Source organism: Donghicola mangrovi (assembly GCF_013377535.1).
Classification (GTDB): Bacteria; Pseudomonadota; Alphaproteobacteria; order Rhodobacterales; family Rhodobacteraceae; genus Donghicola; species Donghicola mangrovi.
In genome coordinates this window covers 691428-707925 of the sequence record NZ_JABCJE010000002.1, presented here as the reverse complement: position 1 = coordinate 707925, position 16498 = coordinate 691428, and the positions used below count along the sequence as shown (strand labels likewise).

Here is a 16498-nt window from a genome sequence, read left to right as displayed (position 1 = left end):
CAGCTACCCTGATAATTCCGACAAAACAACTCGGAAATTAATCTTGACTAAAACAATAAAGAATCCGATACGGGCCCCGTCAAGTAAACACGAGGACGAGATGAACCATTTTTCGATGCTGCTGGGGGCGGGCGCTGTGGCCCTGTCCGCTGTCACTCCGGCTTTGGCAGAGGTTGTAACGGTCACCGATATCACCGGCCGTCAGGTGCAGGTGGACACCCCCGTTCAGCGCGTGATCTTGGGCGAGGGGCGGCAGTCCTTCTTTACCGCTGTGCTTGAACCGCAGAACCCTTTTGCCCGCGTGGTGGGCTGGCGCGATGACTTCATTCAGGCCGATCCCGACAGCTATGCCGCCTATGCCGAGAAGTTCCCGCAGGTGGCCGATCTGCCCGCATTTGGCGGCTTCAAAGAAGGCACCTTTGACATCGAGCAGGCCGTCGCGCTGAACCCCGATGTGATGATCCTGAACCTCGAGGCCAAGGCTGCCACCGACGAGGCCGGCTACGAGGAAAAACTGGCCGCCGTGGGCATTCCGATCGTCTACGTGGACTTCCGCGAGGACCCCTTTGCCCACACCGCTCAGTCGATGGAGATCATCGGTCAGCTTTATGGTGAAGAGGACCGCGCCGCCGAGTTCAACACCTTCTTCAATGGGGAGTTGGCCAAGGTCACCGACGTGATCAACGCCCAAACCGATCTGCAGCGCCCGCTGGTGTTCGTGGAACGCGCAGGCGGCTATTCCGAGGATTGCTGCATGTCCTTTGGCGGCGCGAACTTTGGCCAGATGGTCGAGATCGCAGGCGGCAAGAACATGGCGACCGAGTTCATCCCCGGTACCTTTGGCACCGTGAACGCCGAGCAAATCATCGCCTCGAACCCCGATATCGTGGTCGTCACCGGCGGCAACTGGGAGGCTTACGTTCCCGGTGGCAACTGGGTCGGCGTGGCCCCCGGCGCGGATATGGACGCAGCTCGCAAGAAGCTTGCGAACCTGATGACCCGCCCCGCCTTTACCGGCATCAAGGCCAACGAGACCGGCAATGTTCACGCGATCTGGCACCAGTTCTACAACAACCCCTACAGCTTTGTGGCGGTGCAGCAGCTGGCGAAATGGATCCACCCAGAGCTTTTCGCCGATCTGGACCCCGAAGCCACGCTCAAGGAACTGCACGCGCGTTTCCTGCCCATCGACTACCGCCCGGGCTACTGGGTTTCGCTGAACTAAGCGGTCGGGGGCGGTGCGCCGCCCCGACCCATTTTGCGCCAAGAGGATGCCATGTCCGATCTGACACAGCCGATGCCGCGCGAGAGCGCCTTTTCCTATCACCGCCTCGTGTTGCGGCGCCTGTTTGTTCTTTCGGGGCTGACGGTGCTGCTGTGCCTGTCCGTGGCGATCGACGTGTCGCTGGGGCCAGCGCGCTATGCTCTGCCGGATGTGGTCCGCACGGTCCTTTTCCCGTCCGAGGCCGCGCTGCAAATGCGCGTGGTGGTCTGGGATATCCGGATGCCGATTGCATTGCTGGCGGTGACCGTGGGTGGGTGCCTGTCGCTGGCGGGGGCGCAGATGCAGACAATCTTGGCGAACCCTTTGGCCAGCCCGTTTACCTTGGGCCTGTCGGCGGCGGCCAGTTTCGGCGCGGCCTTGGCCATGGTGCTGGGGGTCGCGCTGGTGCCCGCGGCGCTGGCTCTGATGGTGCCGATCAATGCCTTTGCTATGGCGATGGTGGCCGCGCTCTTGATCTTTGCCCTGTCGGGGATGCGCGGCGTGACCACCGAGACCATTGTTCTGTTAGGCATCGCGCTGGTGTTTACCTTTAACGCGGCGCTGGCATTGCTTCAGTATTTCGCATCCGAACAGGCGCTGGCCGCTGTGGTGTTCTGGACCATGGGCAGCCTGACCAAAGCCACATGGGGCAAAGTCGCCGTCACCGCCCTGATCCTGGCGGTCTGCACGCCCTTGTTCGCCCGCCGCGCGTGGGCCCTGACCGCGATCCGGTTGGGAGAGGTCCGCGCCGCCGCCATGGGTGTGCCCGTCCGGCGATTGCGGCTTGAAACGCTGCTGTTGGTGTCCCTGTTGGCGGCGGTTCCGGTGTCCTTTGTCGGGACCATCGGGTTCATCGGCATCGTCGGCCCCCACATCGCGCGGCTCCTGCTCGGAGAGGACCAGCGGTTCTTCTTGCCCGGCTCGATCCTGTCCGGCGCGCTGATCCTGTCCGCGACCTCGGTTCTGTCCAAGGCGATCCTGCCCGGCGCCGTCCTGCCCATCGGGATCATCACCGCCCTTGTCGGAGTGCCCTTCTTTGCCACGCTGATTTTCACCCACGGGAGACGCCAATGGTGACGCTGGAACTGGACCGGGTCGAGGCCCGCTATGGTCGCAAAATCATCTACTACAGCGCGACGGTCCCGCCGATTTCCGGGGGCACGCTGACGGCCCTGGTCGGCCCGAATGCGGCTGGGAAATCCACCTTGTTCCGCCGGATCGCGGGGCAACTCGGGGGCGGTGGGCGCGTGATCTTTGGCGGCGCGGATCTGTCGGACCTGCGGTATATGCCGCAGGACACGGGCATGAACGCAGCGCTGACCGTATACGAGTCCATCATTCTGGCCCTCAAACAAGGGCAAGGCGGCTGGTCCCTGCGGACCGAGGAACTAGAGGCCGTGCAATCCGTCCTGACCCGTCTGCAAATCGCCGATCTCGCGGGGCGGCAACTGGCCGAACTGTCCGGAGGGCAACGGCAACTGGTGTCCATGGCCCAAACGCTGGTGTCCCGCCCCAAAGTGCTGCTGATGGACGAACCGACCTCTGCGCTGGACCTGTTCCGCCAGCACGAGGTGATCGACGCTCTGCGCGACTACGTGGCCGAAACGGGGGCGGTGGCCATTCTGGCGCTGCACGACTTGAACCAAGTCATGCGGACCTGCACCACAACCATCGCCGTGGCGGGCGGCCAAGTGGTCGCCTCTGGCCCGACGCTCGAGGTTCTGACCCCCAGCCTGATCCGCCAGCTATACGGGGTCGATGCGCGGGTCGAGGCATGCTCACGGGGCTGTCCGATGATGATCGTGGACGGCGCAGCGGCCTAGGCGCCGCTCGCTTCGCGCAAGATGCGGGGTAGGGGCTGCTCGGCCTCGCCTTCTTGGTCGCGCCAACGGTCGTGCATGTGCTTGCCCGAATTCAGACAGTGCTGCTGCATCGCGTGGCGGGCAAGGGCGGCGTCACCGGTTCGCAATGCCTCGACAATGGGGCGGTGCTCGTCGCTGGCAAAGCGCGCGATCTGCGCGGCCGTCTGGCGGTTATTCACGCGGGTCCATTCGGGGAACCGCATCCGCGCCCGCCAGAAATCATTGACGATTTGAACGAATACCGAATTTCCAGTGCTGCGGGCGATGGTCATGTGGAACTCGCAATCCTGCGCCTCGATCTGAGCGGGGGACAGCTTGGCGTTACACATCCCGTCGATGCAGGCCTCCAGATGGGCGATGTCGGTATCGGAAATCACGGGGGCTGCGGCTGCGGCGATCTCGGGCTCGATCACATAGCGCGCCTCGACCAGTTCAAAGAAACCGGGCAGGCCTGTGTCGATCGGCGCGGCAGGAATGATGTTGGCCACATAGGCCCCCGCGCCAAAGCGCGTCACCACATATCCCAGCAATTCAAGGGCGATCATCGCCTCGCGCACGGTTGTCCGGCTGACCCCCAATTGCGCCACCAGATCCTTGTCCGCGGGCATCTTCGAGCCCGGAGGCAAATCGCCCGCACGGATATGTTCGGCAATCTGGTCCGCCACGAGGCGGTAGCGCGGCGTCTGGATAATCGAGGTCAGCATCGGCACCCTGTTCCGGAAACCGGAAGGTCGTCTTCCGTATTTTGTCTGGCAGTTTCCCCCAAACATGGCGGGGCCGCAAGGTCATGGCATTTGCCAAAATGTCTAGGGGTCCGGAGGCGCCTCAGCAAACGCCCCCGGACAGAGGCGGCGGCTTAGTTTTCGCTAAGACCGATCCGCTTCAGGAACGCCTTGTGGCTTTCGACCAGACCGGCGGCTTCGGGGGAACGGGTGGCCCATTCGTCCCAGCGGCCAATCGCGGCCTTGCGGAAGGTCGCGCGATCTTCGGGGGACCAGTCATAGATGGTCACGCCCTTTTCGGGCAGGGCGGCCAATGCCTCGCCGTTGTTCACCAGGGTCATCGCCATCAGCTTCAGCGCCAGACTGTCCATGGCGCTGTTGATGATCGCTTTTTGCTGGTCATCAAGGCTGTTCCACACATCGGTGCTACAGGCCAGATGGTCCGCCGACATCGAATGGAAGCCGGGGAAAGTGGTATGTTTTGCAATATCATAGATACCGAGGCCAACGTTGTTCGCCAGCGTCGAGGCATCGGCCCCGTCGATGATCCCCGTCTCGAGCGAGGTGAAAATTTCGGTAAAGTCCATGACGATCGGGGTCGCGCCGAGGGCCGAGAAAATCTCGGACTCCATGCCGGGAGGCGAGCGGAATTTGAAGCCCTTGAGGTCTTCGATACCGGCCAGCGGGCGGGTCGAATTCAGCGACTCCTGTCCCCCCAGATAGGTCCCGACAAAGTGCATCCCGTTCTGTTCATAGAGCTGGTTGATGATGTCTTTGCCGCCACCGAACTTGACCCAAGCGTGCCATTCCAGCGGGGTGTTGTAGCCGCCCATGGTGTCCGAAACGAACTGGAATGCGGCATTTTTGCCGGTCTGGTAGCTGCCGTTGGTCATGTCGCAGTCCAGAATGCCGTCAGCCGCCGCCGAGAACGTCTCGGCCGAGGCAACGACCGCGGAGCTATAGTACATTTCGATCTGCAACGCGCCGCCGGACATGGCGTTCACTTGCTCGACAAAGTCCTGCACCATTTTACCCGAGACGGACTCTGGCGCTTGGTGGGTTTGAATCCGCAGGGTTCTGGTTTCGGCACTGGCAATATTGGCAGCCAGCGCCAAGGCCGACACGGTCGCCACAAATTTGAAAGACATCCATTCTCCTCCCGATTGAATCGCTTTCCTCGGGGGTAGCCTAACACGCATTTCACATATTGCCAGACAATCCGGCAATAGTTGCGCATTTTGCCAGACAATCCGCTGGGGATGGCGGACGCCAGACCTCTTGAACCAACAGGTCAATTCTGGGATATGCGAGCCAGTGAGGACGACCTCCCCGTAATGGCAGAATGCCGGGACGACCCGGCATCGACCCAGAGGTCGCTATGCGCAGCACATCGGACCGCATCCGTCACGCGCTATCCTTTGAAATTCTGGCGCTATTGCTGGTGATCCCGCTAGGGGCCGCGGTGTTCGACATGCCGATGGATCACATCGGGGTCGTCAGCGTGGTCAGTGCCGTCATCGCGATGGTCTGGAATTTCGTATACAACCACATGTTCGACCGTGCGTTACAGCGACTGACCGGAACGACGCTGAAACGCCCTTGGGTGCGGGTTCTGCATGCCTGCCTGTTCGAGGCCGGTTTGCTGACGGTTCTAATGCCTTTTATCGCGTGGTATCTGGATGTGGGCCTGTGGCAGGCGACGCTGATGGATATGTCGTTTTCCGCGTTTTACGTGGTCTACGCGTTCTTCTTTAACTGGGGTTATGACCGGCTGTTTCCATTGGCGGAATGGGCCTCTGAGGACGGCAGCTCAGGCGGTCAGTGATCCGCAGGACATTGGCACGCCCGCCAGTTGCGCCATGTGCCACGCCAGAACCTGATTGGAACTCAGGACCGGCAGGCCCAAATCTGCCTCTAGCTCGGGGATGATGCCCAAGGTCCGCAGGTTCGTGCAGGACAGGAAGATCCCGTCCAATTGGTTGCGCGCGGCCAGTGTGCGGGCGGCCTCGGCGATCGATGTAGGGGCGATGCGGGCGACGCGGGCCTCGATCTCTTCTCCAAAGGAGATGGTTTCGGGCACGGTCAGGCCGCCCTGTTCAAACGCGTTCCGGATGGGTTCGGCCACGGTCGGGATATAGGGGGACACGATGCCGATCCGCGTCAGGTTCAGCGTGCGGCAGGCGTGAAGGGCGGCGGCCAGCGGGTTGGTGACGGCCCCCGTTGGAAGGACCGATGTGATCAGGCTTTGAACGCGGTCCGTCCCGATCAGAGTGGTGCCAGAAGTGCAGGCGTACCCCACGACGCGCAACGCGGCCTCGCGCGGCAAGAGCGCGGCGGCGGCGGCCAGGGCGGTGGCCATGGTGGCGATTGTGTCAGGCGTCAGTTCCGCCCCCGAAGGCACGCGGGTGATGTGCAGGCGGCAGGCCTTTGGCGCGAAAAGCTGGCGAAAATCCTGTTCGATCGTCTCGTCGACTTGCAGCACCACAAGGCCCATCGCGGGGCGCGGGTCCTCTTGCAGGGTGTAGGGAAAGGCGGTCATCGGGTGATATCTGGCAGGTCGCATGGTGCGCGGCGGGACAGCAGGATTGGCCCCGTTTCGGTCAGCAGCAGGTTTTCCTCGTGCACGATCATGCGGCCGTTTTCGGTGGCGCAGCCGGGTTCCAGCGTCAGGACCATGCCGGCGCGCAGCTCGGTCTGGTCCAGCGGCGTAAAGGAGGGCCATTCGGTCAGCGTGATCCCCAAGCCATGGCCCAAGCGCCCGCCTGTGGGGGTGCCGCCGTGGCGGGTGATCCCTTCGGTCAGCAGGCGGTGCACGTCGCAGGCGCGGTGGCCGGGGCGCAGGGTGTTCAGCGCATCCTCGGTCGCGTGCCAGAGGGCGTGATGGGCGCGCTTGGCGATGTCCGAGGCCGACCCAATCGCGAAATTCCGGTCGAAATCACAGAAATAGCCGTCTTTGACCGAACCGGTGTCCAGCATCAGGATATCCCCGCAGGCTAACGGCGTGGGCGCGGCGGGCGAGATGACATCGCCATACCCGTTCGGCCCTGCGCCGCCCGCCACATAGCTGACCCAGTCCGCGCCGTTCGCCAGCAGGGCGATCTGGAAGTCGCGGAACACCTGATCCAAGGGCGTACCTTGGCCGGCGAAATCGGGGACATGGGCATAGGCGGCGTCGGCGATCTGGCAGGAGGCGCGGATTTTCTGAACCTCGGCGTCGGACTTGATTTCCCGGACCCGCTGGACGACGTCGGTCGCGTCCACAAACTGGCGGGAGGAGAGGGCGCGGCGCAGGGCCTCGTAGTCCCCGAGCGGCATGCGCAGGTGGGTTTCAAGGCCCATGGGCAGGCCGATCTGGCCGTTTTCCGGCGTTATCGCGGCGAGCGTATCGGTCAGCAGGGTGATCCCGTCGTCCTGCGGCACCGGGGCGGGCCAAGTGCGGATATCGGCGATCCAAGTCCGCTGCATCAGGTCCGCGCCGATGGCGGGGATGACCGCAACGGGATCGCCCGAAGCAGGCACCACGATAAACCACGGGCGCGCGGGGCTCTCCCAGAAGCGGGTCAGAAAGCCGGTGACGTAGAACACATCCGCCGCTGAGGTCAGCAGCAGCGCGTCCAGTCCGGCCAGCGCCATGCGCTCTTGCAGGCGGGCGGTGCGCTGGCGGTATTCCGATGCGGGAAAGACCAGCGAGCGGTCAGGCACTTTCGGGGCCTTCGCTCAGGATCGCCAGCACGCGGGCATCGGCGGGCAGGGTCAGGCCTGCGAACAGGGCGGCGATCCCTCCGGCACCAGAGGGGGTGGTGCCAAGGCCGAGATCGGTCAGGGTGTCGGCGGCGGTGCGGGCGTCCTCTTCGCTGATGGTGACGAACAGATCCGCGTCCCGCGCCAAGCCGTTCAGCGCGATCATCGAGGGGGTCTTGCAGTCGAGCCGGCCCATGCAAGAGTCCGGCCCCGTGGTATCGACGACTTGGCCCGCGCGGATGCTTTCGATCAGGGCGGGGGCGGCGGCGGGTTCGGACACGATGATCTGAGGGGACTGGCCCCACGCCATACGCAGATGGGCAGCGACCGCAGCGGCCAGACCGCCCACACCGGCCTGAAGCAGGATATGAGTGGGCACGGCGTCAACCTGCGCGACAATCTCGGCGGCCATCTGGGTGTAGCCTTCCATGACGCGCAGAGCGGGCTCGGTGTAACCGGGCCAAGAGCTGTCGGACAGAAGGGTCCAGTTGTTGTCGGTGGCGGCCTTGGCGGCGGCGTCCATGCTGGCGGCATAATCTGCCCCTGCGCGCACCACATCGGCGCCCATGCCTGTCAGGCGCAGGGCAAAGGCCTCTGGCACCGTGTCGGACAGATAGATCACCGCCCGCGCGCCAAAGACCCGCGCCCCCGCTGCCACGGACAGGCCGTGATTGCCTGCGCTGGCGGTGACAAAGGTGCGGCCTGCCAACGCGGTGTGCAGATCGTCCTGACCTGTGGCGGCGGCCTCTCGGGCGATGGCGTGGGCGGCGCCAAGGGCCTTGAAACTGCCCAGACCCATGCGGGCGCGTTCATCCTTAAGCGTTACCAAGGACACGCCGAAACGGTTCGCAAGCTGGCGGATTTGCAAGAGGGGCGTTGGTTGATGCGCAGGGCATAGGGCAAGAAGGCCACCGACCCCTTCGGCACTGTCGATCGGCATGGGGGCGTCCAGCGCCAAACCTGTGCCGCGCCAAGGGTTCTTCAGTTGATCCTGCATACCAATCCGTCCTGCCTGTTTGCCGCCACTCTAGGGGAGGATACCCCATGACTTCAGAATATCTTCCGGTTTTTCGGGGCAGGAAAAAGTGGGGGCCTCACAATGCGCTGAAGCCCGGACAGTAAAAAGGCCCCGAACCATGCGGTCGGGGCCTGAAGCTGACTTATGCGGCAGCGCGGGGCGATCCGCCCTTGGCGCCGTTGCGGGGGCGGCGGCGGCGCTGCTGGGGTTTGGCCCCCGCGGGCTTCTGGCCACCGTTGGGGTTGCCGCGACCTTGGGGTTTGCCGCCACGGCCCTTGGGCTTGGCGCCACCTGCGGGTGCGTCCCAAGGGGTGCCACTGGCCACTTCGATCGACATCTTCAGAACCTTTTCGATGTCCTTCAGTTCGCCCATCTCGTCGGCGGTACAGAAGGCCACAGCGGCCCCTTCGCGGCCCGCGCGGGCGGTCCGGCCAATGCGGTGCACATAGTTTTCAGGCACGTTCGGCAGGTCGTAGTTATAGACATGCGCGACGCCCGGAATGTCGATGCCGCGGGCAGCAACGTCGGTGGCAACCAGAACGCGGACGTCACCGGCACGGAAGGCCTCGAGCGCGCGGTCGCGCTGGCCCTGGCTCTTGTTCCCGTGGATCGAGGCGGCGGCAAAGCCGACCTTTTCCAGCGTGCGCATCAGCTTTTCCGCGCCGTGTTTGGTGCGGCTGAAGACCAGCGCCAGCTCGTCGCGGTGCTTGTCCAGCAGTTCGATCAGCAGGGGCTGTTTGTCCTCTTTGCGGACGAAGTGAACGCACTGGGTCACCTTGTCTGCCGCGCGGCCCGGAGGGCTGACTTCGACGCGCACGGGATCGGTCAGGAAATCCTTGGCCAGATCCGAGATCGACTTGGGCATGGTGGCCGAGAACATCATGGTCTGACGGTCGCGCGATACCAAGGGCGCGATGCGGCGCAGGGCGTGCACAAAACCGATGTCCAGCATCTGGTCAGCCTCGTCCAGTACCAGAAAGCGGGTCTTGGACAAGTCAACGGCGCTGCGGTCGATCAGGTCGATCAGACGGCCGGGGGTGGCCACCATGATGTCGGTGCCACGCGCCAGACGGTTGATCTGGGGGTTGATGGACTTGCCGCCCACGATCAGGTTCAGGCGCAGGGTGTCGGTCAGACCTTCGAGCGTTGCCATGATCTGGGTTGCCAGTTCGCGGGTCGGGGCCAGCACCAGACCGCGCACGGTCTTGGGGGCGGGCTTCACACGGCCCTGTTCCAGAGCGGCCACCAGAGGCGCCCCGAAGGCCACGGTTTTACCGGTGCCGGTCTGTGCGATCCCCAGAACATCGTGGCCATCAAGGGCAACGGGGATGGCTTTGGCCTGAATGGGGGTAGGGGCCTTGAAGCCGAGGGCATCAAGTTTATTCAGGATATGGGCGTCGAGGCCCAGAGTGTTGAACGTCATAAATTGTCCTTGCCGGGGAAGGCCGGCTGAACCGGACGCATCGGTCCGGCAAACGGGGTTGCCCCTGCGATCGCTCGCGCTACCGGATTGCAGCGCCAGACACGGGGGCAGCGTCCCCCTCACGTGACATGGGAAACTGTGTCAGGACCGTTGGGGCGGACGTCATTGCGCCGCCTGCTCACGCGGCAGGGACCTGATAGGGGTCAAATCGTCATGAAAGGGCGCTGTGTCAACATATTTCCCCGATGGTATCCGGAATTTTCGGGAAATCCTGCTTCTGCGGGGGAAATAAAAAAGGAGGGACAGTCGGGAAAACTGTCCCTCTAGGTATCTGGGGTCAAGACCTGCGGCGTCCTAACGTGAGCGGCGTTATTAACCCGTGCAAACAAGCGTTACAGATAAGGCGGCGCCGGAATTCACACACAAAGAGAATCTCTCTTATTCAACAGAACGGCGGCCCCGAAATGGTATGGGGATAACGGATCGTGTTGTCCGCCACAGGTCTTGCGGGAAAAAGGCAACCCATTAAAAACGCAAAAAGAGCCCACAAAGCCGGGGCTCACACCTCCCCGCTTTTTGGGCTCTCGTGACCTTAAGGTTAGGTGATTCGCCATAAGAATGCAACTGTGATTGTTTGCTTTTGTGGATTGTCGCTTAAGTGAGGTCAAAGGGCCGACCCCTCGCACGTTTGGTTGCGGGGTGTGGCAGGGAATACCTCTAACGATATTAAATACACTCTATGGTATTGCCATGACGGTTGATGGGTATAACCTTACCCTGTCATTTCCGATTTTGCAGAAACGTCGCCCTGGGGGCCTTGGACCTGCGTCTGGTTGTGTTTCCACCCGACACAAACACAGGGTTGCGGTCCAAAAGGCGCAAGATGTCCCGACCGCGGACCCTGAAAATGGGGAAATTGATTGGACTACGTCTTGATCGCAGGATTGATGATCTGCATCGCCGTCATGAGCGGAATGCTGGTCAGAGAGCGGAACCAGAGCGCTCGGAAGGCCGAAAAACTGGCCGAAGCAGAAATGCGCGCGCTGACCTATCAGTCCTTGCTGGATGAACTGCCCGATATGGTGATGATCCTGAATGCGCAGGGGCAGGTAATCCACCTGTCCAACGAGCTGGGCTTTATCGCGGATGCTTTGGACCCCGATGTCGTGATCGAGGGCGACCGCGAGGCCACCGTTCGGGCGCAGTTCTTTCCCGAATTGTGCGACGGCGACCGGATCGACACCTCTGCGATGGTGCCGTTCTGGGACAATGACACCATCGAAGTGCCCTTTGCCGATATTGCTCAGCCCAAGCAGTTCCGCCGGATCGGCAAATGGATTTTGCCCACGGACAGCAGCGAACATTGCTTTGCTATCTCGATCATCGACGTAACCCAGCAGGAAAGCGAGCTGGCTTCGTTGCGCAGGGCGGTGAATGTGGATTACCTGACAGGCCTCTTTTCGCGCCGCGCCTTGGTGGATCACTTCGAGGACAGCGAACATGCTCCCGGGGACTGCCTGCTGCTGATCGATCTGGACCATTTCAAGGGGATCAACGATTCCTACGGGCATTCGGTGGGCGACGACATTCTGAAGATGGTCGGGCAGGTGCTGGCCGAAAACATGGGGCGTGGCGGCGTGGCGGCCCGTCTCGGGGGCGAGGAATTCGCGCTGTTGCGCGGGTTCCGGTCCGACGAGGACGCGCTGGCCTTTGCCGAGGTGATCCGGACCGCCATCGAGGATACGGCTGTCAAAAGCGAAAGCCATCATGTGAAGGTCACGGCCTCGATCGGGATACGCCCGCTGGACGAGAACGAGACACTGGACGACGCGCTGTTTCAGGCCGACCGCGCCTTGCAAGAGGCCAAGCAGCGTGGCCGGAATACCTGCGTCATCGCCGATGCGATTTTCCTTGAGGGGTTGCGAACCAATGGCGACCTGATCACCAGCTTCGAAATCGAAGAGGGGCTGCGCGCCGACGAGTTCTATTATGCACTTCAGCCGATCTGGAACGTGGACCGTCAGGCGGCGGAAGGGTTCGAGGCCCTTTTGCGGTGGAACCGGCGCGACGGTCTGCAGATCAGCCCCGCCAAGTTCGCGCTGGCCTACACCCAGATTTGCCGCCAGCCAGAGTTTTTCGACCAAGCCAAAGCACTGCGCCGCGAGGTCATCTATGACCTGACCGCCGAACCGGGTGCCTATGTCTCGTTCAACGTGGATGTGGAAACCCTGTCCATGCGGGACGCGGCCGATGTGATTGCGGACTGGTTCGACAATGATTTCGTGATCAACGACCGCCAGATCGTGCTGGAAATCTCGGAAGCGTCGATGTCTCAGCGGGCCAACTGGAACAAGGTGATCGAGGAAATCGAGATCCTGCGGAAATTCGGCTATCGCATTGCGCTGGACGATTTCGGCCGCGAGGCCAGCAATCTGCTGCGCTTTGCCGAATTCCCCACCGATATCATCAAGGTGGACAAGGAACTGACCGCAGGCGCGGGGCTACAGACCAACCGGGCCAAGACCCGCACGTTGAACGCCATCGCCTCGCTCGCGCGTAGTCTGGGGATCGATATCGTGATCGAAGGGGTCGAGACCTATCGTCAGGCGCGGACCCTGCGGAACATGCAGATGGTCAAGCAGCAGGGATATCTTCACTGCAAACCCATGCGCGTCGAAGAGATCAACGCCCTGCAGCATCTGGGTCTGGATGTCAGTCACCCCTTACCGCCAGAGATAAGGGATGACCTGATGATCAGGAAATTGCGGGCCTGATCAGGATTTGGAGAAATCGAAGAAGAAGCTCGACAGATGGCCATCGCTGTCGTGCAATGCTTTGATGCGGCTTTTCGCCGGAACGACACTGCCGCCATAGGACCGGATGTGAACGTTGAGCGCGAACTTGTGCTCGGTGCCGGCCTGCGCCTTTTCAAAGGCCTCTTTGACCTTGAGCGCATCGTCGGGGCCGAACAGGTTCACAATCGGCTGCCCCAAAAGATGTTCAAGCGAATAGCCGAACTCGTCTTTGAAGGTCTTGCTGATGAGCGTGATTTTCAGCTCTTCGTCGCAAACCACCAGCGCCTTGTCCGAGCGTTCGGGCAGGGGCCCCACCTGAAGCGATGGATTACCCTCTACCGCGATCCCGCGGATTTCATCGGCCTCGGCGGCGTCGATCACAAAGAACAGGCCCAGATAGGTTTTGGGGGACCCATCCTTTTTGCGGCGTAGAACGCGGTTCACCCCGTGAAGCCAGACATAATGGCCCGCCGCGTGGCGGAACCGGCAAACCAGCGCAAAGCTTTCCCCCGGTTGGGAAGAGATCAGCGTCTCGCGATGTTCTTGAATGGTCGCTGAATCGTCCGGATGGAACAGGGTCGCAAATTCCGCAGTGGGCATCGCGTTCAGCTGCTCTAACGTGTAGCCTAGCAGCTTGGTGTATTCGTCGTTGATGTATAGATTGCGTTGCAGGTCATAGTCATAGATGAACACGCCCGCGCTGATGTCGCCGTAAATGGCCTGCAGGCCGGCCTGAACCTTGCGCAGGCTGGAGCGGGTCATCTCGCTCGAGGTGACGTCCTGAATGGTGCCATAGACTTTGAGCGGGATACCGGTCTTGGAATATTCGACCTCGCCCACTTGGCGCAGATACCGGATTTCGCCGTCGAACAATTTGCTGGTGTTGAACAGGATATCAACCGTGCCGGTCTTGAGCCCCTCTCGCAGGCTGTGCTCGTATTCGGCAGAGGCGTTGTGGCCCATCAGACCTTTGACACTGTCCAGGGTCAGCAGGATTTCGTCATTTACCCCAAGCAGTTCGCGCACTTGCGCTGTGGCCTCGTAAGCGCCGCTGATCACGTCCCATTCATACAGACCCAACCGGGCCGACTGCTGCACGCGGGTCAGCAGCTTTTGCTGGGTGCCAAAGCGTGCCTGCACATCGCGCAGCTCTTGGCCTTGGACCTCGCGATCGTCATAGGCCTTTTTCAGTTCCGAATATGCGGTCTGAAGCTCTTCGTTGGTGGATTGCAGTTCTTCGTTCGTGGTTTCCAGTTCCTCGTTGGTGGACTGGAGTTCCTCGTTCGCGGATTGCATTTCCTCGTTCATGGACTGGAGTTCCTCGTTCGAGGTTTCCAGTTCTTCGATCACGGTCTGGACCTGTTCGCGCGATCTGCGCAGTTCAACCTCGAGCAGGGCGACACGCTCATCGTTGGAATGGTCGGTGAGCGTCGCGCCATAGAGTTCACCGACGGTCTCTTCCTCTTGGAAGGAGATCAGCTTTAGCCCGTCAGCCCCCTCGGCCTGTTCCATCGGGATGACCACAACGCGCACATGCTTGAAGGTCCCGTCGGGCAGTTTGACCTGCTGGAACGGCGTCTTGACCGTCACTTTCTTGCTGACCGAGGTTTGCAGGGCGGCCCGCAATTCTGTCGAAAGCGCCGGATGCACGTTCTGGAAGATATTGTCGGTTACATCGCCGTCGGGGCGATTGATATAGGCATTTTTGCCGCCGACAAACACGATGTCGTTGCTCTCGTTCAGGACCAGAGACATCGGGAACAGATTGCGTTTGATTTCGTCGGCGACGAGAGCACTCAGTGAAGGTTTGGTGTTCTGGGACAAAGGCACGGGCGCACGTTTTGGTGAAATGGTGAGGGGTCTTGTCAGGGTCGCGGTCGGCGCATTCTGGGGAAGAGAATTCGCGCGATAGAGTTTGTTGCGTTTGTCTATTTCCCTGAAATGGCTCGCAAAGGACCCGACGCTTTCACTTTTACCCAGAAACAGCATGCCGTTGTGGTTCAGGGAATAGTGGAAGATCGGCATGATCCGGCGTTGAAGATCGGAGTTGAAATAGATCAACAGGTTGCGACAACTGATCAGGTCCAGCCGCAGGAAGGGCGGGTCATAGGTCAGGTCGTGGCGGGAAAAGATCACGACTTCGCGGATCACTTTGGCCACCAGATAGCGGTCGCCGCTGACGTTGAAATACTTGCGATATTTGGGGTTGGACAGCGAGACCATAGCGGCAGATTCCGGGTACTGGCCCCGGCGCGCAGTTTCCAGCGCATCATCGTCGATATCCGTGCCAAAAATCTGGATTTGCCAGCGTTTGAACTCGGGGCCCAGAATTTCCGACAGCAGCATCGCCAGCGCATAGGGTTCCTCGCCGGTCGAGCAACCGGGCACCCAGATCCGTAGAGTGCGTTCGGTCTTGGTCCGGATGTACTGACGCAGTTCGGCCTCCAGTGCTTCGAAGGCGCCGGTGTCCCGAAAGAATGACGTCACCCCGATCAGGATGTCACTGTACAGCATCGACACTTCGTCGTCGGACTTTTTGAACAGCTCCAGATAGGCCGCGATTGTCGGCACCTTCAGCGCGGTCATCCGGCGCTCGATCCGCCGGTTGATGGTGTTGCGCTTGTACATGGTGAAGTCGACATTCCTGACCTCGAGCAACCGCCGCAGGATCTTGTCGACGATCGCGTCTTCGTCGGAACTGTCCTCTTTCAGAAGCAGCGTCGGGTTGCCGTCCATCAGGCTTTCAAGCTCGGCGACGATACCGTCGGGCGATTCAACAAAGTCTACCTTGGCGGTTAGAATGGCCGAATTGGGCATACCGTCATATTTCGCGGTTTGCGGGTCTTGGGCAAAGGTCAGGCCGCCCTCTGCCTTGATGGCGCGAATGCCCTCGGACCCATCGGTGCCCGTGCCGGACAGGATCACCCCGATGGCATGCACGCCCGCATCGATGGCAACGGACATCAGCAGTTCGTTGATGCTGGGTTTGGGGCCATGGGTCTGGGTCTTGGGGTCGATCAACCGGATCGTTTGGTCCTTGATCGTGATGTTCTTGTTCGGCGGGCAGCAATAAATGGTATCCGCCTCTAGGGGCATGCCGTCCTTGGCCTCATAGACCTTGAGCGTGGTTTCCCGCGCCAGAAGGTCGGCCATCATGCTTTTGTAGTTCGGGGACAGGTGCTGCGCGATGACATAGGTCATCTTTCCGCCCACCCGAAGTCGCCCCACCATAGATTGCAAAGCCTCGAGGCCGCCAGCAGACGCACCTATACCGACGATGTAGAGCGGTGTCTCCTCCTCTGGGGCGTCGTCGATCGGAGTCTCTAGAGGCTGATCGGGCATAAAAATATCTTTCTAAAAGCGATTTGCTTGGCGCCACTTTAGTCTTGTTCTGCGCTTTCGCCTACCGTCACATTCGAAAAACAGTGGCCGTTGGGGCAAAAAAACGCACGTCTGGGGCGAGGGGGCTGTCCGGCGGCGGTCATCGGGACGTGCTGCGGTCGATAGAGATTATGCCACAAAACCTATCTCGCAATTGCATGATTGCTTATTTTTTAATCGCTGCGGGGGGGCGCCACCGGTTCATGTCGGTTTTGCGACGCATGTGGTCTTGCAGTCGCAGCATATCCTGAGTAACAGACTACCCATTAGGCGGTGGAACGCCTGACCCCTT

At 61.3% G+C, this 16498-nt stretch carries 12 protein-coding genes; 5 read left to right on the top strand and 7 right to left on the bottom strand.

Annotated elements, in window-relative coordinates; translation table 11 throughout:
• Positions 1-100: 100 nt before the first annotated feature.
• The 3 genes from HJ536_RS07910 to HJ536_RS07900 are packed head-to-tail and all read left to right on the top strand — an operon-like array spanning position 101 to position 3087.
• Positions 101-1225, top strand: a complete 1125-nt coding sequence (locus HJ536_RS07910; protein ID WP_177157294.1) for an ABC transporter substrate-binding protein — start codon at positions 101-103, stop codon at positions 1223-1225.
• Between the two features lie 51 nt (positions 1226-1276).
• Positions 1277-2341, top strand: a complete 1065-nt coding sequence (locus HJ536_RS07905; RefSeq protein WP_177157293.1) for a FecCD family ABC transporter permease — start codon at positions 1277-1279, stop codon at positions 2339-2341.
• Complete coding sequence (locus tag HJ536_RS07900) at positions 2335-3087, top strand: ABC transporter ATP-binding protein (RefSeq protein ID WP_177157292.1); 753 nt, start codon at positions 2335-2337, stop codon at positions 3085-3087. Before HJ536_RS07905 ends, HJ536_RS07900 begins: the two co-directional genes overlap by 7 nt.
• Here HJ536_RS07900 and HJ536_RS07895 read toward each other — a convergent pair.
• On the bottom strand, positions 3084-3830 hold the full coding sequence (locus HJ536_RS07895) for a FadR/GntR family transcriptional regulator (protein WP_177157291.1): 747 nt from the start codon (positions 3828-3830) through the stop codon (positions 3084-3086). The genes HJ536_RS07900 and HJ536_RS07895 overlap by 4 nt on opposite strands.
• Before the next feature lie 152 nt (positions 3831-3982).
• Positions 3983-4996, bottom strand: coding sequence for a TRAP transporter substrate-binding protein (locus tag HJ536_RS07890; RefSeq protein WP_177157290.1), 1014 nt, complete (start codon positions 4994-4996; stop codon positions 3983-3985).
• Positions 4997-5226: 230 nt separating this feature from the next.
• Between HJ536_RS07890 and HJ536_RS07885 the strand changes: the two genes are divergently transcribed.
• Positions 5227-5673, top strand: a complete 447-nt coding sequence (locus tag HJ536_RS07885) for a PACE efflux transporter (protein ID WP_177157289.1) — start codon at positions 5227-5229, stop codon at positions 5671-5673.
• Here HJ536_RS07885 and HJ536_RS07880 read toward each other — a convergent pair.
• The 4 genes from HJ536_RS07880 to HJ536_RS07865 form a co-directional block, all read right to left on the bottom strand.
• Entirely contained in the window at positions 5659-6387 is a 729-nt protein-coding gene (locus HJ536_RS07880; protein ID WP_177157288.1) for a maleate cis-trans isomerase family protein, read from the bottom strand. The genes HJ536_RS07885 and HJ536_RS07880 overlap by 15 nt on opposite strands.
• Positions 6384-7550 carry a M24 family metallopeptidase gene (locus tag HJ536_RS07875; protein ID WP_177157287.1) on the bottom strand — a complete coding sequence of 389 codons (1167 nt, stop codon included), beginning with the start codon at positions 7548-7550 and terminating at the stop codon, positions 6384-6386. Before HJ536_RS07875 ends, HJ536_RS07880 begins: the two co-directional genes overlap by 4 nt.
• Positions 7543-8586 (bottom strand): pyridoxal-phosphate dependent enzyme, encoded by a 1044-nt coding sequence (locus HJ536_RS07870; RefSeq protein ID WP_177157286.1) that lies wholly within the window; start codon positions 8584-8586, stop codon positions 7543-7545. The genes HJ536_RS07875 and HJ536_RS07870 overlap by 8 nt, the downstream gene beginning before the upstream one ends.
• Before the next feature lie 163 nt (positions 8587-8749).
• Entirely contained in the window at positions 8750-10030 is a 1281-nt protein-coding gene (locus tag HJ536_RS07865; RefSeq protein WP_177157285.1) for a DEAD/DEAH box helicase, read from the bottom strand.
• 920 nt (positions 10031-10950) lie between these two features.
• On the opposite strand from HJ536_RS07865, the gene HJ536_RS07860 reads away from it, so the two are divergent.
• Positions 10951-12804 (top strand): EAL domain-containing protein, encoded by a 1854-nt coding sequence (locus tag HJ536_RS07860; protein ID WP_177157284.1) that lies wholly within the window; start codon positions 10951-10953, stop codon positions 12802-12804.
• Here the strand turns inward: HJ536_RS07860 and HJ536_RS07855 are convergent, their stop codons facing one another.
• A complete protein-coding gene (locus HJ536_RS07855) occupies positions 12805-16167 on the bottom strand; it encodes a chemotaxis protein CheB (RefSeq protein ID WP_177157283.1) in 3363 nt (1120 codons plus the stop codon).
• Between the last annotated feature and the right edge of the window lie 331 nt (positions 16168-16498).